Below are 19,570 nucleotides of genomic sequence, written 5' to 3' on the forward strand. Positions count from 1 at the left end.
ACATTACACCTCGTTCTTCGCGAAGTAACCCTGTTTCCAAAGCCAGCCCAATTTGTCGCCATATTCAACCAGCCTTGCAAGTGTCGCATCCTTTTTCAACATCCGCGCCGTGGTGTACCCATCCGCTTTTTCTAAGACGATTACTTCCGACAATGCAACGGCATTCAGAAAGTCTGGCGAATGCGTGGAGACAAAGATCTGTCCCCGCTTTGAATACTCGCGAAATTCTTCCGCGAGTATTTCGAGTATTTCCGGATACAATTGATTTTCCGGTTCTTCAATGCAAAGAAGGGGATTGGGCTGCGGGTCATGTAATAGGACCAGATAGGCAAGCATTTTGATGGTTCCATCGGAGGTATATACAGATAAAAATGGACTTTTAAACGCGCCATCTTTAAACTTCAACAACAGTCGATTGTCTTCCGTTGTCGTGGCCTCTATGCCCGCAACGCCAGGTATGCGTTCCTGCATTTTCTGCAATATATCCTTCCATATTTCGGGGTGATTCTCATAAATAAATTTTGCGACTTGGGAGAGATTGTCTCCCGTTCGCGATAAATGTTCGCTGTAGACTGATTTCTGTTCGGTAGTCCTAGCCTCTGAAATCCGAAAATCCGAAACTGTCCAATTTTCCACCATTTTTCTGAAGGTTGCAATGGCTTCAAAATCAGAGAATTGTCCCAGGCCTTTGATGGCCAATATGTCGGCGGAATCCAGCGCCTGTTCCCGCCGTCGGTCCGCTTTTTTTACATCTTCATACGACGAAACTTTCCCAGAAACAGCTGTCCCTCTTCCGTTTGCAAATTCCAACATGCGCCAAGGGGCGCCACGACTTCCGCGGCGGTATTGCAAGATTTCTCTGCTCACGACGGGTCTTCCCGTTGAATGAGACAGCTCCAATATATATGTCACAAGTGGCTCGTCTTTTTCCGCTCGAAACTTGATTTCAAACAAGATGGACTCGTTCTCTTTTCCTCTCGACACCACTTCTTTAAAACCGCCGCGCATCTCCAGCGCTTTTCGGACATTTTGCTCAAGACAATCGCGCAAGAAGCCAAAGACGTCAAAAAAGGTGGACTTCCCCACACCATTTTTCCCCACGACAACTGTCATATTAGAGATGCCTGTTATACTCACATCTTGCAGCGCCCGAAAATTTTTGATGTGAATGCTCTCAATGCGCACGATGAGCCCCTCCTGTTCAAAAACAGCATCCTGCCAGTGTCCCACACCAGGTAACGGATACATCGCCAACGCCTCTGCCGCGATGTCTGTAAAAAATCCGCAACCTGTCACAGTTACCGGCAAAAGAGTGAGAACAATATTGCATAAGTTTTTTTGCCGGGCAACAAAATTCGGGGCAGCACGGGCAACTTGAGCAGCAAAAACAAAAAGCGTGGCAACAAACGGTAGAAAGAAAAAGCCTGAAATCGTTGAAATTTCAGGCTCCGTGGCGGAGAGGGTGGGATTCGAACCCACGTGGGATTGCTCCCAAACTGATTTCGAGTCAGCCCCGTTATGACCACTTCGATACCTCTCCCTATACAAGACGCCGCCGCGACGGGGATTTTCTCCCGCGTCCGCGGAGCCTCCGCATTTCATTATACGCCCAGCCAGTCATAAAATCAAGGGCGAAATTCCTCTGCCGCCCAGAGGCGGCTTCGAGCAACCGCACCCTTGCCTCAGACCGTGTCGCGGCTTTCGTGTCCTCACCGATGATACGGCGAAGGTTTGAACGGAGCTGCACAAAACCTTCCCTTGCGGCGCTGGACGTGATATACTGTATGGACATCACAATCGGGCGTCTCTCTGCGCTGCCACCGGCAGCGGCTTGCGAGAGCTGCCCGCCTACGAGGGGCGGCCTATGCTGGAAAAACTGAAACTGCTCGCGCAGCGCGATGAAGAGCTCTCGCGGCTGCTGACCGCGCCGGCGGTCTTTGCCGACCGGCCGCGCATGACAAAATTGCTGAAGGAACAAAAAGAGATCGCCCCCGTCGTCGCGGCCTACCGGGCCTACGCCGCCTGTGAGCGGCGGGCGGCCGACGCGCGGGGGATCTTGGACGGCGCCGAGGACGCCGATCTGCGGACGCTGGCCCAGGAGGAGTTCGACGAGACGCGCGTCGAGCGAGTCCGTCTGCTCGAACAGATCCGCGTGCTGCTGCTGCCCCGCGACCCGAACGACGACAAAAACGTCATCGTCGAGATCCGCGGCGGCGCCGGCGGCGAGGAGGCGGCGCTGTTTGCCGCCTCGCTGTGGCGCATGTACACCATGTATGCCGAACGGCGGCGCTGGAAGACGGAAGTCCTGAATCTGAATGAGACCGAGCTCGGTGGCGTCAAAGAGATCTGCTTCATGATCGAAGGCGTCGGCGTTTATTCGCGTCTAAAATTTGAGAGCGGCGTCCACCGCGTGCAACGGGTGCCCGACACCGAGGCGTCCGGCCGCATCCACACGTCCACCGTCACGGTGGCGGTGCTGCCGGAGGCCGAAGAGGTGGATTTTGAGATAAATCCCGCCGACCTGCAGACCGACACTTTCCGCTCCAGCGGCGCCGGCGGACAGCACGTCAACAAGACCGAGAGCGCCATCCGCATCACCCATTTGCCGACCGGCCTCGTCGTCGAGTGTCAGGACGAACGCAGCCAGTACAAAAACCGTGACAAAGCTATGAAGATCCTCCGTTCCCGGCTGCTCGAACGCAAGCGGGCCGAACAGGAGGCGCTCATCGCCTCCGACCGCAAGAGTCAGGTGGGCACGGGAGACCGCTCCGAGCGCATCCGCACCTACAACTTCCCCCAGGGGCGCGTCACGGACCATCGCATCGGTCTCACGCTCTATAAAATTGACGCCATCCTGGCGGGCGATCTGGACGAGATCATGGACGCGCTGATCACCGCCGACCAGGCGGACAGACTGCGCGCGCAGGAGGAAACATGAGTCGGATCCACACCATGCTTCTGACGGCTTCTTCGCCGGACGACATCGCCTCCGCGGGCCGATTGCTGCGCGCGGGGCGGCTGGTCGCGGTACCCACTGAGACGGTGTACGGCCTCGCGGCCAACGCCCTGGACCCGGCCGCCGTGGCGCGCGTCTTCGAGGCCAAGGGCCGCCCGGCTGACAACCCCCTCATCGTGCATATCGCCGAACCCGAGGATCTGACGGCGCTGTGCCGGGAAATCCTACCGGCCGCGCTGACGCTGGCCCAGCGCTTCTGGCCGGGTCCGCTCACCCTGGTGCTGCCCCGGCGTGCCGTCGTGCCCGATGTAGTGACGGCCGGACTGCCCACCGTGGCGGTCCGCCTGCCCGCCCTGCCGGCCACCCGCGCGGTCATCCGGGCCGCCGGAACACCGCTGGCCGCTCCCTCCGCCAACCTGGCCGGCCGGCCCAGCCCCACGACGGCAGATCATGTCCGAGCGGACCTCGGAGGGCGGATCGACGCCATTCTGGACGGCGGCCCCTGCCAGTGGGGCATCGAATCCACCGTGGTAAGTGTGGCGCACCACCCGCCGAGACTGCTCCGACCGGGCGGCGTCACGCGGGAGTCGCTCTGCGACGTGATCCCCAACTTGATGATCGACCCGGCGGTACAGGGGGCACTGGCCGACGGCGAAACCCCCAGCGCACCCGGTATGAAATACCGCCACTACGCCCCCCGCGCGCCGCTCACCATCCTGTGCGGCCCGGTCAGTCGGGCCGCGGACTACGTCCGCCGTCAGTCCGGACCCACTGCCGTGCTCTGCTTTGACGAGGAGTGGGACGACTTCGCGGGCCTCTCCCGGGTGAGCTACGGTTCGCGAGCCGATCCGCTCTCGCTGGCCCGTTCGCTCTTCGACGCGTTGCGCCGGCTCGACGCCCTGGGCGCGCGGCAGCTCTTCGCCCGCTGCCCCGAGGGCGGCGGTGTGGAAGCCGCTGTCCAAAACCGTCTGCGCAAAGCCGCCGGCTTTCAAGCGCTGGACGTTTAATCATCTCGATTTTACAGGAAGGGCGGCCGCGTATGATTGTCATCGGGCTGACCGGCGGGTCCGGTACGGGAAAGACCACGGTGATGGGCGTGTGGGCCGGCCTCGGCGCGTATTGCATCGACGCCGACGAGGTGTACCACCGCCTGTTACAGACGGACACGGCCCTGGAGGAGGCCATCCGGCGCGCGTTCCCGGCGGCGTTCTCCGGCGACCGGTTGGACCGCAAAGCGCTGGGACGCATCGTGTTCGCCGACGTGGACCGACGGCGGATTCTGGAGACGCTCACCCACGGCGCCGTCATCCGCGAGATCGAACGGTTGCTGGCGGCGGCGCGGCGCGGCGGGCACCGGGTGGCCGCCGTGGACGCCGTGGCGCTGCTGGACGGGCCGCTGGCCGCGCGTTGCGCGGCGCTCGTGTGCGTGCTGGCGCCGCTCGAGGCCCGGTTGGCGCGTATCGTCGCGCGGGACGGCGTGGACGTCGCCTACGCGCGGGCCCGCGCGGCCGCCGGGCGGCGCGACGAGGACTACCGCGTCCGCTGCGACTTTGTGCTCGAAAACAACGCGGACCCGGCCGCCCTCGCCCGCGCCGCCGAGGTTCTCTACCGCCAGCTCACCGGAAACAGGTAATTTTGCGAAAAGAGGTCGGAGTATGTCTGAGACAAGCAAGAGTCCGCGCCGCGAGGCGCTGTTTTATCAGCCAAAGAACGGTTTCGACACATTGGAGGACGGCCAGTGGGACCGCGTGCGGGCGCTGGGGGAGGATTACAAACAATTTCTGACGGTGGGGAAAACCGAGCGGCTGTCGGCTGCGGAGGCGGTGCGCCGCGCCGAGGCGCGGGGCTTTTCCGCCTACCGGCGGGGGCTCGCCGTGCGCCCCGGCGACAGATTCTACCAGGTCAACCGGGACAAGGCGGTCACGCTGATCATCGCGGGCCGGCGCGGGTTGGACGAGGGCGTGCGTCTCGTGGCCGCGCACATCGACGCGCCGCGGCTGGATGTGAAGCCCCGCCCCCTCTACGAGGACAGCGAAACGGCCCTGCTGAAGACCCACTACTACGGCGGTATCAAGAAGTATCAGTGGGTGGCGCTGCCGCTGGAACTGCACGGCGTCGTCGTCAAGACGGACGGCGCCGTGGTGCCGGTGTCCATCGGCGCCGCGCCGGACGACCCTGTCTTCACGATCACCGACCTGCTGCCTCATCTGGCCGGGGAGCAGATGAAAAAGAACCTCCGGGAGGCCATCACCGGCGAGGGTCTCAATGTGCTCGTCGGCACGCGCCCGGACGCCGAGACCGGGGAGGGGCGCGTCAAACTCGCGGTGTTGGAGCTGCTCCACCGCCGATACGGCGTCACAGAGGCGGATTTTCTTTCCGCGGAGCTCTCCCTCGTGCCCGCACTGCCCGTCCGCGACGTGGGACTGGACGCCTCGCTGATCGGCGGGTACGGGCACGACGACCGCGTGTGCGGTTTCGTCGCGTTGCGCGCGCTGCTGGACCTTGAGGGCGCCCCGGAACACACGGCGGTCTGCCTGCTGGCCGACAAAGAGGAGATCGGCTCGGAGGGCGTGACCGGGATGCGCAGCGCCGCTTTCGACACCCTGATGACCGACCTGTGCGCCGGGCAGGGCGTACCGCTCGGGGCGTGCTTCGCGTCCTCGTTCTGTCTGTCGGCCGACGTTTGCAACGCGTTTGACCCCAACTACCCGGAGGTGTCGGATAAGACCAACGCCCACCGGCTGAACTACGGGCTCGGTCTCATGAAATACACGGGCGTGCGCGGCAAAGCCGGATCCTCCGACGCCTCGGCGGAGACCGTCGGCCGGCTGCGCGGCCTGCTGGAGCGCGACGGCATCCGTTACCAGTTCGGCGAGCTGGGCAAGGTGGATCAGGGCGGCGGCGGCACGGTGGCCGTCTATATGGCGCAGCGCGACATCGAAGTTGTGGACGCCGGCGTGCCGGTGCTCTCGATGCACAGCCCGTTCGAGATCATCTCCAAACTGGACCTCTTCGAAACCTACCGCGCCGCTTTGACGGTGTATATGAATTAACAATTATTTCCAAATATGCCGCGTAAAGAAAGCAGGGGTCGGTATGCCGGCCCCTGCTTTCTTCGTGTGTTGGGAACTGAAGAAAATCTTATTTATGAGCCGATGTGGACGCTGAGGCGGGCCAGGAGGGCGGCGGCTTCGGCGCGGGTGGCGGTGCGCTGGGGGTCAAAACGGCCCTCGCCGGCGCCCCGGATGAGCCCCGCCTCCGTGAGGGCTTGCACCCCTTCCCGCGCCCACGCGCCGATGTCCGCGACGTCCGCAAAGGTCTCCGCGGTCTCGGACGGGAGCGTGACGCTCGCGAAACGAGTGTAGCGGTACAGAATCGTCGTCATTTCCTGACGCGTAACCGCGCGGTCGGGTGCGAAACGGTCTTCCCCCACCCCGTCGACGATCCCTTTGTCGCGGGCCCACGCCACATAGGGCGCATACCACCGGCCCTCCGCGACATCGTCAAACGGGCTGTCCGCGTAGGCTGCCTGGTCTGCGCCCGCGAGCCGGCCGAGCACCGTCACAAACATCGCGCGGGTCATCGGGCGGTCTGGCGCGAAGGTGTTCGCGCCGACGCCATAAAACAGCGATTTTTCCACCACGTACCGGATGTACTCGTAGGCCCAGTGTTCCGCCGCGTCCGCGAACGCGTCCACGGGGGAGGGCACGGCCTGAAGGCCTTCGGCGAGCGCATAGAGGCCGAGGCGCGTGAGCGGCGCCGTGTAGATGCCGTCCAGGGCAGTGCCCCGAACCAGTGTGGCGGTGCCGTCGTCGTTGATGCGGTAGAGCGCGGCCCGGCGCCCGTCAAAGCCGTCCGGAAGCGGGATGTGCACGGTGATCGCACCCTCCGGCTGCACCTCGGCGCCGTCGGCGCGCACGGCGATGTCGTAGAGGACAAAGCGCGCCGCGGTGTCGGCGAGCACGCTCGAAGCCCGCGTGTACTCGGTGCCAGATGTGACCGCCGCAACACCAAGCGCGGCCTCCGCCGGCAGCACGCCCTCCGCCGCTTTCAGGCGGATCCCCGTCGCCGCGTCGGTCAAACCAACGGCGACGGCGGACGCCACGAGCGGCGTCTCAGGCGTCAGCACGGTCTCGTCGTTCGTGTTCCGGCTCAACGTACTCCAGTCGATCCGCAGCCGGGCATACATCCAGCCGTCCGTCGTCACCTCGTCCATCGGGGTGTAGGGCACCTTCAGCCGGACGGGGACATAGACGTCCGTCGTGTTTTTCAGGTCGATCTCAAAGATGCTGAGATAGGTGAGCTCGTGGGCCACGCCGTCGAATTTCATCGTCGTCGTGTGACGGCCGGTTTCGACCGTGCGTGCGTCGCGCCAACCGCCGCCGATGTCGTACTGCACGTCCGTGAGGGCGGAACTGTAGCCGCTGTTGTTGACCGGGCCTGTGACCGCCTGGAGCCGGTAGGCGCCGCCCGACACGGTCAGGAGGCCCTGCCCCGTGAACGCATCGTTGCCCATCGACGCCTGCGCGGCCTGTTGATGCCAAAGGGCCACCGACACGCGGTAGGTCCCGTCCGCGGGCGCCGTCGGGGTCTGCGTCTTGCCGCCGCCCGTAATGGGTGTGTCTCCGTTCTCGTCCGGGAGGACGGTCGGGCGCGCCTCATCCCAGTCGAGGACGATCTTGGCGGCCTGGCGGCTCTCGCCCATCGCGTCCACGTCCACGCGGACATAGAAGTACGGCTCGCCGGCGGTGTCGCGCGTGATGGCAAACACTTTGGGGTAGTCCGTACGGCCGTTTAGTCCCTCGTCCTCGGTCATCTGTACGACGGCGGCTTTGTATTCGTCTTTTTCGTAGTCCGCGGGCGCCCCCGTGGGCAGTTCGGCGCCGGGGATGTTCCAGAGCGTCAGCAGGTGGCCGCGAAGACCGCCCTCTGTCACACGGGCCTTGAACGTCAGCAGATAGGTGGCGCGCCCGTCGGCGACGATCACCGTCGCCGGGCCGTCCACGGCCTCGGCCGCCATCGAGGGCTGGTTCAGGAAGGCGTTTTGGATCGTATAAGGCACTTCATAGACGCCGTCGGCCAGGGTCTCCGGCGGCTCCGGCGTGAGAGCCGGGCGCAGGGCCGCGCGGGACGCGTCCAGCGCGGCGGCCCGGGCGTCCACCATGGCCTGCGTCACACCAAGCTGGGTCCAGAGCGCCTCAGCCGCCGCAATGCCCGCCGTCAGTGCGGCGTAGGAGGCCGCGGTACAGTCGGCGGCACGCACACCGCGGGCCGCGTCGAGCGCGGCCTCAAGCGCCGCCATGTCAAGCGCCTCGCCCAGGGCAAACCCGCTCCAGTCGATCCGCAGACGCGCGGGCTGGTCTGCGGAGTCGCCCATGACCGGGACCGTCACATAAACATATGTGTATTCCTCTCCGGGCACGACCTCCAGGCTGATCTCCTTCGGGTACCAGACGCCTCTGTCCGGGTCGTCCTTTTTGGTCGGGCCGTAGTCGTCCGTCACGCCCTCGTACACCGCGTGTACGGCGGCGGGGACAAGTGTGGACCGGTTGACGTCGAGGTTGCCTTCGGCGTCGATGTACCGCTCCGAAAACCGGGCGATCTCCGCCAGATATCCGCTCGTACCTGCGAACACCATCGGCCCAAAGAACAGGTGCACATAAGCTTTGCCGTCCTCGACCACCAGGTGGGACGCCCCGTGATCGACGGCTGGGTGCCCCATAGACGCCTGATTCATGCTGTAGTGCCAGAGCGCCGTCTTGTCCGCGAGACTGTAGTCGCCGTCCGCAAACGCGACGGCCAGGTCGTCCGTCGCCGCGAGCGCGGCCTGCGCGGTCTCAAGCGCCGCGACCTGCGCCGCGGTCTCTTCTTCGGTCAAATTCCCGGTCGCGGCGGTCTCCGCCGCCGTCACAGCCTGTTCCAACGCCCGGTACGACGTCTCAAGGTACCCGTCGCCGCCTGTCAGCAGGGCTCGGGCCGCTTCGAGCGCGCCATCCAGCGTCAAAACCGCAGGCGGTTCCGACGTGAGAGCCGCCTGCGCGACCGCCTCCGCCAGCGTGTCGGCGGCGGCTTTGATGTCCGCAGACGTGGGCGCGGCCGCGTCGTAGACCGCCCAAGCCGCCGCCACAGCCCCGCCGAGCGCGGCCTTGGCGGCGCCGGTCAGCGCGGGGTCCCGCAGCAGCCGGCTGGCCCGGTCGAGCTGTGCGCGGATGACGGTTCTGTCGTACCCGGCAAGCGGGTTGTCTCCCTCGACCCGCTGCACGTCGTGGATCATCCACAGCGCCTCGGCGGAAATCCGGGTCCCGTCGCTGATCGAACCGGACATTCCGTCCATCATCGGGATGTTCAGGGCGACGCGGTAGTACCCATTTTCCGTCATCTCCCCCAGGGGCACCGCCATCCGTTTGGGGTAGCAGATGTCGTATACGTCGCCGAAGAGTTCCGCAATGACGTCGACTTTCAGACTGCCTGTCTCAGTCGCGTGGTACGCGAGGTATTCCGCCTCCGCCGGCGCGGCGGTACCATAATAAAACATCCGGCGCAGCCACCCGGGCAGGCCCATGACAGAGGTGGACTGCAGCGTGAGATACAATGTTTTTTGGCCGCCCTTCACCTCGATGTAGCCGATGTTGTCCCGGATGACAAAGGCGCTCATCGAGACGTCGTCCTGATTCGCGTTTTTGCTGAACACCCGCGCGCGGTAGAGGCCGTCCTCCGTGAGCACCGCCGGCAGGTCGTCCGGCATCCCCTTCTCAAGCAGCAGGTAATCGGCGTTTAAATCTTTCCATTCCCGCGTGACGACAGTCACCGCGCCGGCCGCTGCGTCCAAAGTGAATTTGGGGTTGTTAGTGCCACTGCTGCCGCCGAAGCGGTAGAGCGTCACGCGGTTCGCCGCCCACCCGTCGGGGATCGGGAAGCGCAGCGTCACCTCCTGCTGGGGCGACACGGGGTTCCCTCCGCTCGTGAGCGACATGGCGTAGAAGGCATAGTGAGGCCCGTCCGCCCCCACTCTCGCGAACGCGGTGTATCCGCTGAACCGGTCCGGCAGTACGTGGCGCACACCGGCGTACTCCGTGCGCGCCGGCGCCGCGAACACGCTGCTGCCCGGGATGTCGGTCGACAGGCAGGACAGCGTCACCCCGCTCCCCTCGTCGCGCAGCTCCAGCGGCACAGCCTGCACCGGGTCAAGCCGGAGCCACCCGTGCAGATACTCCGTGCGCGTCGGTTGGGCCGCATTGTTGTTCGCCTCCGTCAGTACGCGGAGATAGACGCCGAATGCCAAGTCCTCATACGTGAGGGTGAGTGTGTCGCTCTCCGCGCCTGCGGCGGCGTATATCGTCTCAAAGGTGGTGTTGTACGCTTCGCACCAATAAGCTCCGATGCCTGAGGCCGTCTTGACCGTCTCGAAATCGCCCCGGTCTACAGCTTTTTCGATGGTCAGCACCGTATTCTCAGGCCCCGCGGGGGCCTTCAGCGTGAAGACCGCCATCAGGGCCCCGTCCTCCGCCGCGGTAACCGCTACTGCACCCTCAAAAATGTCCGGCATCGGCACGATTGAGGTGGCGCTGACGGCTACAGTCCCAGTGAATGCCGTGAGTCTTCCCCGTCTGACGTTCGTCCACGCCCATCCAAGGGTGTGTGTACCGGCTTCCGGGACAAGCGCCTCCGGCAGCCGAAGGGCCGAACCCGGCTCAAAACACATGATCAGGGCATAAGGCGCGCACTCGACGCCGGATGCCGCGTTCTCCGACAACAGGCGCGAATATGCTTTGATCAGCACCTCATCCGTCAAATTGGGTACCGTGAACGAGAGATAGCCCGTATCGAGGGCTTCATCCGCCCACGTGTTTGCCACGTCTGTGCGGTAGTATTCGTCGAAACCGGGTAGGATGTATATTTTCTCGTACAGGCTTCCGCCCTCGCGCAAACTCTCTAAGATGTACGCCGGGCAGTTGAACGCGCCGGTCGGGAAATATTGGAAATTCGGATATGGGGCATTCTCCGCCGCCAGCAGCGCCTTCACCTCCGCCAATTTCTCCGGCTTCACAATCTGGATGAAGTCGTAGGCACTGTAAGAGTTATAAAGCAGCGTCACCTCATATTCGTCCCCGTTTTTTCGTACCAGCGCGCGTCTGTTGAACTGGACACGGGCCGTTCCATTCGCACCAAGTTTTCTCTCCCCGATGCTGAACTGACCGTCATAGAAATGCAACGGCACGGTATATACGCCGTCCGTCAATCCTGCACCGAGCTCCTCCGCCCCTTCCTCTCCTTCAACCGCCCACACGCCTGCCGGTAACAGGGACAGCAACATGACGCATGCGGCAAGCAGGGCTGCCGCCCTGCGCCTCAAACGCCCCGCCCTTTTCTCGCCGCGGGCCTCGAAATCCTTCTTCATACGCTGACACGTCCCTCTCATCAATCTAAAAATGACCAACTTTGCCACAAAACCGGTCGAGAGGGGCGACGCCGCCGAATTTCGCCGGCATCGCCCCTCTCTGCAAATTCACCGCCGCACGCGCGCGCGGCTTACTCCGCCGCCGGGATGGTGTTCAACTGCAAGATAAAGTCCTGCCCACCGGGATGATCATCCTCGCCGGGGTAGTAGAACGCGACGGTGACGGGAATCCTCGCCACCGTGACACCTCCCACTGTTTCAAAGTAATCCGACAGATCATAAATGACCGCCGTTCCGACCCCTGTCGTCTGGTTGACGTTGAAATCGACGCTGCCACCATCCACCGTAAATCCTTCCACGATGACGTCGTCATCAAACACGACGCCCACACCCGGTCTGGTGACCGTCACATGACCCAGCTTGAAGTAGATCGTCGCTGTGTCGTCATCCAGATCGACGTCGTAGCTGTCCACGACGTTGTTGCCGTGCGGCGCGGCGTTGCCGGTGCTCGCCGAGTAGAAGTAGACTGGGTCATCGTTTTCGTCGAGGGGCGCGGTATTAGCGTACTGGCCAACTTGGGCGCTGGCGGAGATGGCGAACACGCTGAACGCCAGTACCGCGGCGAGGGCAAGGGCATAGGCTCTGCTTTTGGTTTTCATTTGAAACGCTCCTTTCTCCGGCGCCGGTCCGTTGGGACCGGCAATCGTTTCTTCCCCCCGACAAATGCCGTGTATCCCTCCAATCGGTTATCTGCCAAAGAGAACTTCTATCATCATGTTCGGCCGAACAATGGTGAGCAACCATGCCGCGTTCTTTCCCATCCAACCTGCGCTTAAGGGAAGACGACGGCCCATAGGGAGAATTTAGTTAGCGTTTACTAATATTGTAGGCTATTTCAGCCGATTTTTCTGACTTCCAAGTAAACATATTGCCCCTTTGATATCCTCTGGACCGAGGATATGACCTGGTGGTCCTCTGTGGTTAGTAGTTTCTAACTACAGTCCATATGATAGCAGAAACCCTCGCGCTTGTCAAGGGCGTTCAAAATGGCACGACAAGGCTCTTTATATTACATATTTTTCCATTTTTGAATTGCGATTAATTTTTTGAATCGATTGCGGCACAGCTTGTTCACATGTATTTGGCGCCTCTGTCCCAAGAGCAATTTTGGCGTTCGGCGTGCCTAACGCGGGGTGCGAAAAAATTTTTTGCGCACCGCTTCTCCCCATATTTTCAGGCCATTTTTCATTGCTTTTTTGACGCATTGATGGTAAGATAATGGACGGATTGCAGCCCTGGGAAGAAACGGCTTTGTCACACAGACGGCCACGGTTTTCGGAGGTGAAAGGAGATACATGTCCATCACGGCAAGGCAGTATCAATATCTGCTGTACCTGCGCAACCGGCCCGGCAAAAGCCGGACGCTCGCCGCGCTGGCCGGCTACTTTGACGTCAGCCGGAGCACGGCCTTTGACGTCGTCGCGGCGCTGGAGAAGAAGGAACTCGTGTGCAAGGGTGAAAACGAGATCCGGCTCACCGCAGCGGGGCAGAAAGCCATCGCGCCCCTGTGGGAGCGGTATGAGGACTCCGTCGTCTTTCTCCGGGAGGACATGTGTTACACGGACCGCGAGGCACGGGCGCTGGCACTGTTCTTCCTCTGTCACGTGCCGGAGAACCTGGCCGGGGTCGCCGCCGGCCGCCAGATCGCCCGTCACGCCGCGCGCCGGGTCCGGTTTGCGAAACACGAGGCGCTGTCCAACATCCCGGACGGCATGTACCGGGTGAATTTTACCGTGTTCCAGCCGGAAAAACCGGTGACGTCAATGGGCGACATCGGCTTTCGTAAGCCCGCCCGCCTGCTGTTCTTCAACCGATGCTGCGCGCTGGAACTGCGATCTCGGACCATCCGCTACCAAAACCGCGAGACCGGCCGCCTGATCCGCGGGCAGCTCGACCGCCTCTATTTCCATCAGACGGATACCTGGCACGAAGTGCGCGAGGACAATGGACGCTGGCTGATCCCTGGCGACGCAATCCGTCTGCGCCGCGGCGACGGCGGTCTGGAGGGAAGCGTCCGTATCCGGGCGCGGGCAGAGGCCTGCGGCATGCCCGAGAGCGAGGCGGATCTCGTGCTGTTTTTGAAACAGAGCGACCTCAAAGAGCACCTCTTTTCGCCCGGAGGTTAGTTTTTTCTAATCATTGCGACGACAACCTGCCGGTCCCCTTCGGGCCGTCGGCAGGTTTCAAACCACACAACAGGGGGAACGCTTTCCATGAAAAAGAGACGGATCTGTCTGCTGGCGCTGTGGCTGTGCGTGTCCGCCGCAGTGCCCGCGCGGGCCGCGGCGGACGGGACTTACCTGGCTGCGACCCACACCCATTACCTGAACCCCGACACAGGCCGTACGGACGACGGCGGCACACAAAACGCCGCGCTGGGCGAGGGAATGTGCCGCAGCGTCGTCTACGAAAAGGCACTGGCGGAGATCCGGGACGGACGCTGCTTCGTCACGGTGCGCCTGCAACTCATGAGCAACATGCGGGATTTCCGCCTCTCGGCGCAGCAGACGCCGGGCGGGGCCTACGCGGCCATCACACCCGCCGTGATGCAGGAGGACGCCGCCCAAGACACGGCGGACTACCGCTTTGAGATCCCCGCGCTCGACAGCTACCTGTGCTGGGAGATGTATGTCGTCCCGATGGGGCGGGACGTGAAATTCTACATGAACCTGGACACGGCCCTCACCGAGGGGACGGGCGACTTTGTCGCCCCGCGCCGGACCGACGCCGGGACCGACACGTCGGATGCGGGAGTGGAGACGTCATCCGCCGCGAATTCCGCCGGGGACACCCCAAACACGCCGGACGGAGTGGACACGGCGGCGGCCGGCGGAACCGGCGCCGGAACCCCGGTGCCCGACGCGTCCGCATCGCCAGCCGATACGTCCGCGCCGAATACTGCCGGACCAGCAGACCCTCCCGGCGACGCCGGGGTCTCCGGTGACATCGGAGTCTCCGGGAATGCCGGAGACACAGGAAACACCGGAAACACTGAGAACACTGAGAACACTGAGGCCGCCGGCGAAACCGCACTCGCCTTCGGCGGTGGAACAGACCCGGCGGGCGGAACTGGGACCGACCTCGGAGCCAATCCCGGAGCCGCCGCACCGGACGAAACGGTCCCCGCCGCCGCGCCGGCGGACTCCGGCGCCAAGGACACAGTAACCGGCACAGGGTTCCTTGCCATCTTCATCGCGCTGGTCGTCTTTGCGGCGGTGACCGCGACCTCACTCCTCCTGCGGAAAGCGAGGCGAACTCGATGACAAAATACACACGCGGGCGCGAGGCCATGTTATCTGTTATCTGTTCATTGTTGTCTGTGGCGCTGGGGCTCATGCTCCTGCCTGGCTGTGTGGACCAGCACCCGGCCGTCACGCCGGACACGGACCGGGCGGTACCTCTCTCCCCGGCGGTCGTCCTCACACCGACCGCATCGGATACGGCATTCGCCGAGATCTCGCCGGACATTGCGCCGTCCGACACGCCGGCGTACCGACTTGTCGCCACGTCCCGCGCGGCGGTGGAGCTCTGCGACAGGCTGGGGCTCACGCTCGTCGGCCGCCCGGCACTGGAAGGGCTGCCGGCGCGCTATGCAGACGTCGCCGAGACGGGGACTTCGATGGCCCCCGATCTGGAAACCATCCGGCTCTTGCGTCCCACCGAGATCATCGGCCCCGACACCCTGGCGGGCGACCTGGCGCCCGGCTATGAGAACGCGGGGCTGCCCGCCACTTTTTTGAACCTCCGCAGCGTCGCGGGGCTCTACGAGAGCGCCGTCTATCTGGGCAAGAAGTACGGACAGGCGGACCGGGCGCAGGCGATGGTCACGGAATATGAATCCTCGCTGGCGGATCTCGCGGCCGCGAAAGGGGATCGGGCGGGTCCCACGGTGCTGATTCTGATGGGGCTGCCCGGCGCGTACGTCTCGTGCACACCCCACTCCTACGCCGGCAGTCTGGTGGAGATGGGCGGCGGCGTCAATGTCGTGACCGACCCGGCGGACTCCTTTGTGAGCTGGAACACCGAGGCGCTGCTGGCGCTCGACCCGGACATCATCCTGCGCACCGCCCACGCGCTGCCGGACCAAGTGGCGGAGATGTTCGCGAAAGAGTTTTCGGAAAACGAGATCTGGCGTCACTTCCGCGCCGTGCGGGAAGGGCGCGTCTACGACCTCGACAGCGAGGTGTTCGGCATGAGCGCGAACTTCCGCTGGCCGGAGGCGGTCGCCCGGATGCAGGCCCTCTTCTACGGGGCAGAGGCCCCATGAGGGCGGGCCTGCGCAAGGCCGCCGGTGCGTGCGCCTGTCTGATCCTCGCCGCGATGACGGCCGCACTGCTGCTGGCGGCCATGAAATCCGGCAGCATTCGCCTCACTTGGAGTGAACTGCTGCGCGGACTGTTTCAGGCCTATGACGCGCGTGTAGCGGCGGTCTACGATCTGCGCTTCCCGCGCATTCTGGTCGCCCTACTGGCCGGCGCGATGCTTTCGGGCGCGGGGCTTTTGCTCCAGGCCGCGCTAAAAAATCCGCTGGCCGACCCCGGACTCATCGGCATCTCCGGCGGTGCGGCGTTTGCGGCGGCCGCGGTCGCCGCATGTTTTCCGGCGCTATATCTCTCGTTGCCGCTCTTTGCCTTCTTGGGCGGGGTACTCGCCTTTCTGGTGATCTACGCCCTCTCGTGGAAAGGTGGGCTCGACCCGGTACGCATCCTTCTCATCGGCGTGGCGATCGGCGCGGTGTTCTCGGGGCTCACCGCCGTGCTGGACGGCATGACCGCCGCCGGCGGCGTGTCGGTGTCGGCCGGCGGCCTTACCCAGCGTTCGTGGACGGACGTGACCCGTCTGGCCGGCTATGCCGCCGCGGGCCTCACCGCCGCGCTGGCGCTTGCCCCTGCCTGCAACCTGATGGCGCTGGATGACCGGACCGTGCGGGGGCTGGGCGTGCGCGCGGACCGTTTGCGCATTGTCGTCTCCTGCGCGGCGGTGTGGCTCGCCGCCGCCGCCACGGCGTCCGTCGGCGTCGTCCCCTTCCTCGCGCTGTTGGCGCCGCACATCGCGCGGCGGATCGTCGGACAGGACCATCGGATCCTCACGCCGTTTGCCCTGCTGCTCGGCGCCTTCACGTTGCTGCTGGCGGACACGGTGGGACGGCTGGCCGCCGCACCGCGCGAGATCCCGGCGGCGGTGGTCATGAGTGTCGCCGGCGGCCCGTTTTTTATCGTTCTGCTGCGAAGGAGGGAGCGAATTGGCCGCTGATCATCTGGTCGTCGAAGACCTGCATTTCTCTTACGGCCGCACACCGGTGCTGCGCGGCGTCTCGCTCGCCGTGAAACCGCGAACGGTCACGACGCTGATGGGCGCGAACGCCTGCGGCAAGACAACCCTCCTGCTGCTGATGACAAAGCACCTGCGACCGGACGCCGGACGCATACTGCTTGACGGGCGGGACATCGCGGGGATACAATTAAAGGACTTCGCACGGCGCGCCGCCGTCGTACACCAGAGCAGCGCCGCGCCGGACGACCTGCCCGTGCGCGCGCTCGTAGCGTACGGCCGGGCCCCGCACGCCGTCCCGCTGCGGGGCCGGACCCAGGCGGACGAGGCGCGGATCGACTGGGCGATGGAGGCCACCGGGGTTGCGGACATCGCCGGTCAGGCGCTGGGCACGCTCTCGGGCGGACAGCGCCAGCGCGCCTTCCTCGCGATGGCGCTCGCTCAGGACACCAAGCTTTTGTTTTTGGACGAACCGACGACGTTTCTCGACGTGCGCCACCAGGTAGAGACGCTGCGGCTCGTGCGGCGGCTGGGCGCGGCGCATGGCCTCACAATCGTCATGGTGCTGCATGACATCAATCAGGCGCTCATGTACTCGGACGAAGTGATCGGTCTGAAGGACGGGCGCGTGCTCGCCCAAGGCTCGCCCACCGCCGTCATCGATCGGGACGTCATCTTCGCGCTCTACGGCATTCATCTGGAGGTACGCACGCAGGAGGGCCGGATGTGGGTCCTGCCCGTGTGAGAAGGGACGAATATGAAAACGATCATCAAACCGCTGTGCATCCTGCTCGGATGTCTCTCCCTCGGCCTTGGCGCGCTCGGCGTGGTGCTGCCCGTGCTGCCAACGACGCCCTTTTTGCTGCTGACGGCCTTTTGTTTCGCGCGCGGCTCGACCCGGTTTCACAACTGGTTTCTCGGCACCAACCTTTACCGACGTCACCTTGAGACCTTCATCAAGGACAAGACCATGCCGATGCGCACAAAACTCGCCATCTGCCTCCCTGTCACCGCCATGCTGCTCCTCGCCATTTGGCTGGCCCCCATCTGGCACGCCCGCGTCCTCATCGCCGTCGTTTTGCTGGGCAAATGGTACTATTTTCTCTTCCGCATCCGTACGGTTCCTACCCCGAAAAATCAAAATTCCCGTGGAGGTACCGATGTTTGACCGACGCCTGATGCGGTTTGCCGAGAGGGCGAACCGGTATGTGTTTCTCAATGTTTTGTTACAATGGGCCGGGCTGCTGTTGGGGGCGGTGGTGGTGTTTTCCCTCGCCGCGTGCCTGGGTCGGGCGCCGGCGGCTGGAATGTGGAGTCCGCTGGCCGCCGCCGCCGGGGCGGCAGGGCTGCGGGCCTTGTGCGGCCTCGGGGCCGCCCGGGCCTCGTTTTTGGCGTCCGCCGGCGTGAAGCGGCGACTGCGGCAGGCGCTCTACGACAAACTGCTCGCATTTGGCCCGTCGTACGCCGAGACCTTCTTCACCGCCGAACTCCTGCAAACGGCGACGGAAGGGGTGGACCAGCTTGAGGCCTACTTTGGCAAATATCTCCCGCAGTTCTTCTTCAGCCTGCTAGCGCCGCCAACGCTGTTTTGTCTCCTCGCTCCGATCAGCCTCTCTGTGGCAGGGATCTTGCTCGCCTGCACCCCGCTGATCCCGCTGATCATCGCGCTGATCCGGCAGATGGCCAAGAAGATGCTGGGACGGCACTGGAAATCCTATGTGACGCTGGGCGACGCCTTTCTCGAAAACCTCCAGGGCATGACGGCACTGAAAGTCTACGGCGCGGACGGCGCGCGGCAGGCGCGGATGCGAGTGGAGGCGGAGACCTTTCGCCGCTCCACGATGCGGGTGCTCCAGATGCAGCTGGGCTCGATCGCCGTCATGGATCTCATCGCCTACGGCGGCGCGGCGCTCGGCGTGCTGCTCGCGGTGCTCGGCTGCGCCAACCGCACCCTCGACCTGCCGGGGGCGCTGACCGTGATCCTCCTGTCCGCCGAGTTCTTTTTGCCGCTGCGGCTGCTTGGCTCCTACTTTCACGTCGCGATGAACGGTTTGTCGGCCTCCGGCCGGATGTTCCAGATCTTGGACACCCCGCTGCCGGCGAATGGGACTGAGGCGCCGCCGCCGGGACCCCTGACGGTCTCACTGCGGGACGTATCCTTCTCCTACGACCCGGCGCGCGCGGCGCTCTCCGGCGTGACGCTCACGCTGGCCCCCGGGCGCCTCATCTCCCTCGTCGGTCCCTCCGGCAGCGGCAAGAGCACGGTGGCCGCGCTGCTCGCCGGGCGGCGGCGGGGCTACACGGGGCAGATCGGCGTCGGCGGGATCGAACTGCGCACGCTGGCCCGCGAGAGCCTGTCGCGCCGCGTCACCCTCGTGACGCACGAGGACTTCGTGTTCGCGGGCACCGTGGCGGACAACCTGCGCCTGGCCCGGCCGGACGCCTCCGACGAGGCGCTCACGGCGGCGTTGCGGCAGGCGCGAATATGGGATTTTTTAAAAAATAAGGGAGGCCTCTCGATGACCCTGGCGGCGCGCGGTACGAATCTCTCGGGCGGGCAGCGACAGCGGCTGTGCCTCGCGCGAGCGCTGCTGCGGGACAGCGACGTGTATCTCTTCGACGAGGCTGCTTCGAGCATCGACGCGGAAAGCGAAGCGTCCGTCATGGCGGTCGTGCGCGCGCTGGCGCGGACAAAGGCCGTCCTGCTGATCTCCCACCGGCTCGCAAACGTCGTCGCGTCGGACCAAATCTACCTGCTCGAGAGCGGAACCGTCGCCGAGTCGGGGACGCACGCGGCGCTTCTCGCGCGCGGCGGCGCTTACGCGCGCCTCTGGACGCGGCAGGCGGAACTGGAACAGTACGCGAAGGGGGGCGCCGCCCTGTGA

At 64.2% G+C, this 19,570-nt stretch carries 14 protein-coding genes and 1 tRNA gene; 11 read left to right on the forward strand and 4 right to left on the reverse strand.

The annotated features are described in order from the left end of the window. Positions 1-3: 3 nt before the first annotated feature. Positions 4-1,479 carry an AAA family ATPase gene (locus LBK75_09095; protein MDR1158437.1) on the reverse strand — a complete coding sequence of 492 codons (1,476 nt, stop codon included), beginning with the start codon at positions 1,477-1,479 and terminating at the stop codon, positions 4-6. Next, positions 1,452-1,540 (reverse strand) — tRNA-Ser (locus LBK75_09100). Before LBK75_09100 ends, LBK75_09095 begins: the two co-directional genes overlap by 28 nt. Before the next feature lie 324 nt (positions 1,541-1,864). Here LBK75_09100 and prfA point away from each other — a divergent pair. The 4 genes from prfA to LBK75_09120 are packed head-to-tail and all read left to right on the forward strand — an operon-like array spanning position 1,865 to position 6,009. Continuing rightward, complete coding sequence (gene prfA / locus LBK75_09105; GenBank protein ID MDR1158438.1) at positions 1,865-2,938, forward strand: peptide chain release factor 1; 1,074 nt, start codon at positions 1,865-1,867, stop codon at positions 2,936-2,938. Continuing rightward, positions 2,935-3,963: a threonylcarbamoyl-AMP synthase gene (locus LBK75_09110; GenBank protein MDR1158439.1), complete on the forward strand. Its 1,029-nt coding sequence runs from the start codon at positions 2,935-2,937 to the stop codon at positions 3,961-3,963. Before prfA ends, LBK75_09110 begins: the two co-directional genes overlap by 4 nt. Positions 3,964-3,995: 32 nt before the next feature. Next, positions 3,996-4,589: a dephospho-CoA kinase gene (gene coaE, locus LBK75_09115; protein ID MDR1158440.1), complete on the forward strand. Its 594-nt coding sequence runs from the start codon at positions 3,996-3,998 to the stop codon at positions 4,587-4,589. Positions 4,590-4,611: 22 nt separating this feature from the next. Continuing rightward, positions 4,612-6,009, forward strand: a complete 1,398-nt coding sequence (locus tag LBK75_09120; GenBank protein ID MDR1158441.1) for an aminopeptidase — start codon at positions 4,612-4,614, stop codon at positions 6,007-6,009. Positions 6,010-6,101: 92 nt separating this feature from the next. Here the strand turns inward: LBK75_09120 and LBK75_09125 are convergent, their stop codons facing one another. Continuing rightward, positions 6,102-11,354 (reverse strand): S-layer homology domain-containing protein, encoded by a 5,253-nt coding sequence (locus tag LBK75_09125; GenBank protein MDR1158442.1) that lies wholly within the window; start codon positions 11,352-11,354, stop codon positions 6,102-6,104. Between the two features lie 131 nt (positions 11,355-11,485). Continuing rightward, positions 11,486-12,013 (reverse strand): hypothetical protein, encoded by a 528-nt coding sequence (locus tag LBK75_09130; GenBank protein ID MDR1158443.1) that lies wholly within the window; start codon positions 12,011-12,013, stop codon positions 11,486-11,488. A gap of 696 nt (positions 12,014-12,709) precedes the next feature. On the opposite strand from LBK75_09130, the gene LBK75_09135 reads away from it, so the two are divergent. The 7 genes from LBK75_09135 to LBK75_09165 all read left to right on the forward strand — a co-directional run bounded on the left by LBK75_09135 (position 12,710) and on the right by LBK75_09165 (position 19,570). Beyond that, a complete protein-coding gene (locus LBK75_09135; protein ID MDR1158444.1) occupies positions 12,710-13,540 on the forward strand; it encodes a MarR family transcriptional regulator in 831 nt (276 codons plus the stop codon). A gap of 87 nt (positions 13,541-13,627) precedes the next feature. After that, the gene (locus LBK75_09140) at positions 13,628-14,677 is read left to right on the forward strand and encodes a hypothetical protein (protein ID MDR1158445.1); all 1,050 of its coding nucleotides are present in this window, start codon (positions 13,628-13,630) and stop codon (positions 14,675-14,677) included. Beyond that, a complete protein-coding gene (locus LBK75_09145) occupies positions 14,674-15,681 on the forward strand; it encodes an ABC transporter substrate-binding protein (protein ID MDR1158446.1) in 1,008 nt (335 codons plus the stop codon). The genes LBK75_09140 and LBK75_09145 overlap by 4 nt, the downstream gene beginning before the upstream one ends. Further along, positions 15,678-16,667 (forward strand): iron ABC transporter permease, encoded by a 990-nt coding sequence (locus tag LBK75_09150; GenBank protein MDR1158447.1) that lies wholly within the window; start codon positions 15,678-15,680, stop codon positions 16,665-16,667. The genes LBK75_09145 and LBK75_09150 overlap by 4 nt, the downstream gene beginning before the upstream one ends. Continuing rightward, the gene (locus LBK75_09155) at positions 16,657-17,430 is read left to right on the forward strand and encodes an ABC transporter ATP-binding protein (protein MDR1158448.1); all 774 of its coding nucleotides are present in this window, start codon (positions 16,657-16,659) and stop codon (positions 17,428-17,430) included. The genes LBK75_09150 and LBK75_09155 overlap by 11 nt, the downstream gene beginning before the upstream one ends. A 12-nt stretch (positions 17,431-17,442) precedes the next feature. Beyond that, a complete protein-coding gene (locus LBK75_09160; GenBank protein ID MDR1158449.1) occupies positions 17,443-17,853 on the forward strand; it encodes a YbaN family protein in 411 nt (136 codons plus the stop codon). Next, positions 17,846-19,570 carry an ABC transporter ATP-binding protein/permease gene (locus LBK75_09165; GenBank protein MDR1158450.1) on the forward strand — a complete coding sequence of 575 codons (1,725 nt, stop codon included), beginning with the start codon at positions 17,846-17,848 and terminating at the stop codon, positions 19,568-19,570. Before LBK75_09160 ends, LBK75_09165 begins: the two co-directional genes overlap by 8 nt.

The sequence above is a fragment of the Oscillospiraceae bacterium genome (assembly GCA_031265355.1).
Taxonomy (GTDB): domain Bacteria; phylum Bacillota; class Clostridia; order Oscillospirales; family UBA929; genus JAIRTA01.

Excerpts from the sequence above, each read along its gene's own strand:
- prfA (MDR1158438.1), top strand. The coding sequence starts at position 1,865 with ATGCTGGAAAAACTGAAACTGCTCGCGCAGCGCGATGAAGAGCTCTCG.
- LBK75_09110 (MDR1158439.1), top strand. The coding sequence starts at position 2,935 with ATGAGTCGGATCCACACCATGCTTCTGACGGCTTCTTCGCCGGACGAC.
- coaE (MDR1158440.1), top strand. The coding sequence starts at position 3,996 with ATGATTGTCATCGGGCTGACCGGCGGGTCCGGTACGGGAAAGACCACG.
- LBK75_09120 (MDR1158441.1), top strand. The coding sequence starts at position 4,612 with ATGTCTGAGACAAGCAAGAGTCCGCGCCGCGAGGCGCTGTTTTATCAG.
- LBK75_09125 (MDR1158442.1), bottom strand. The coding sequence starts at position 11,354 with ATGAAGAAGGATTTCGAGGCCCGCGGCGAGAAAAGGGCGGGGCGTTTG.
- LBK75_09130 (MDR1158443.1), bottom strand. The coding sequence starts at position 12,013 with ATGAAAACCAAAAGCAGAGCCTATGCCCTTGCCCTCGCCGCGGTACTG.
- LBK75_09135 (MDR1158444.1), top strand. The coding sequence starts at position 12,710 with ATGTCCATCACGGCAAGGCAGTATCAATATCTGCTGTACCTGCGCAAC.
- LBK75_09140 (MDR1158445.1), top strand. The coding sequence starts at position 13,628 with ATGAAAAAGAGACGGATCTGTCTGCTGGCGCTGTGGCTGTGCGTGTCC.
- LBK75_09145 (MDR1158446.1), top strand. The coding sequence starts at position 14,674 with ATGACAAAATACACACGCGGGCGCGAGGCCATGTTATCTGTTATCTGT.
- LBK75_09150 (MDR1158447.1), top strand. The coding sequence starts at position 15,678 with ATGAGGGCGGGCCTGCGCAAGGCCGCCGGTGCGTGCGCCTGTCTGATC.
- LBK75_09160 (MDR1158449.1), top strand. The coding sequence starts at position 17,443 with ATGAAAACGATCATCAAACCGCTGTGCATCCTGCTCGGATGTCTCTCC.
- LBK75_09165 (MDR1158450.1), top strand. The coding sequence starts at position 17,846 with ATGTTTGACCGACGCCTGATGCGGTTTGCCGAGAGGGCGAACCGGTAT.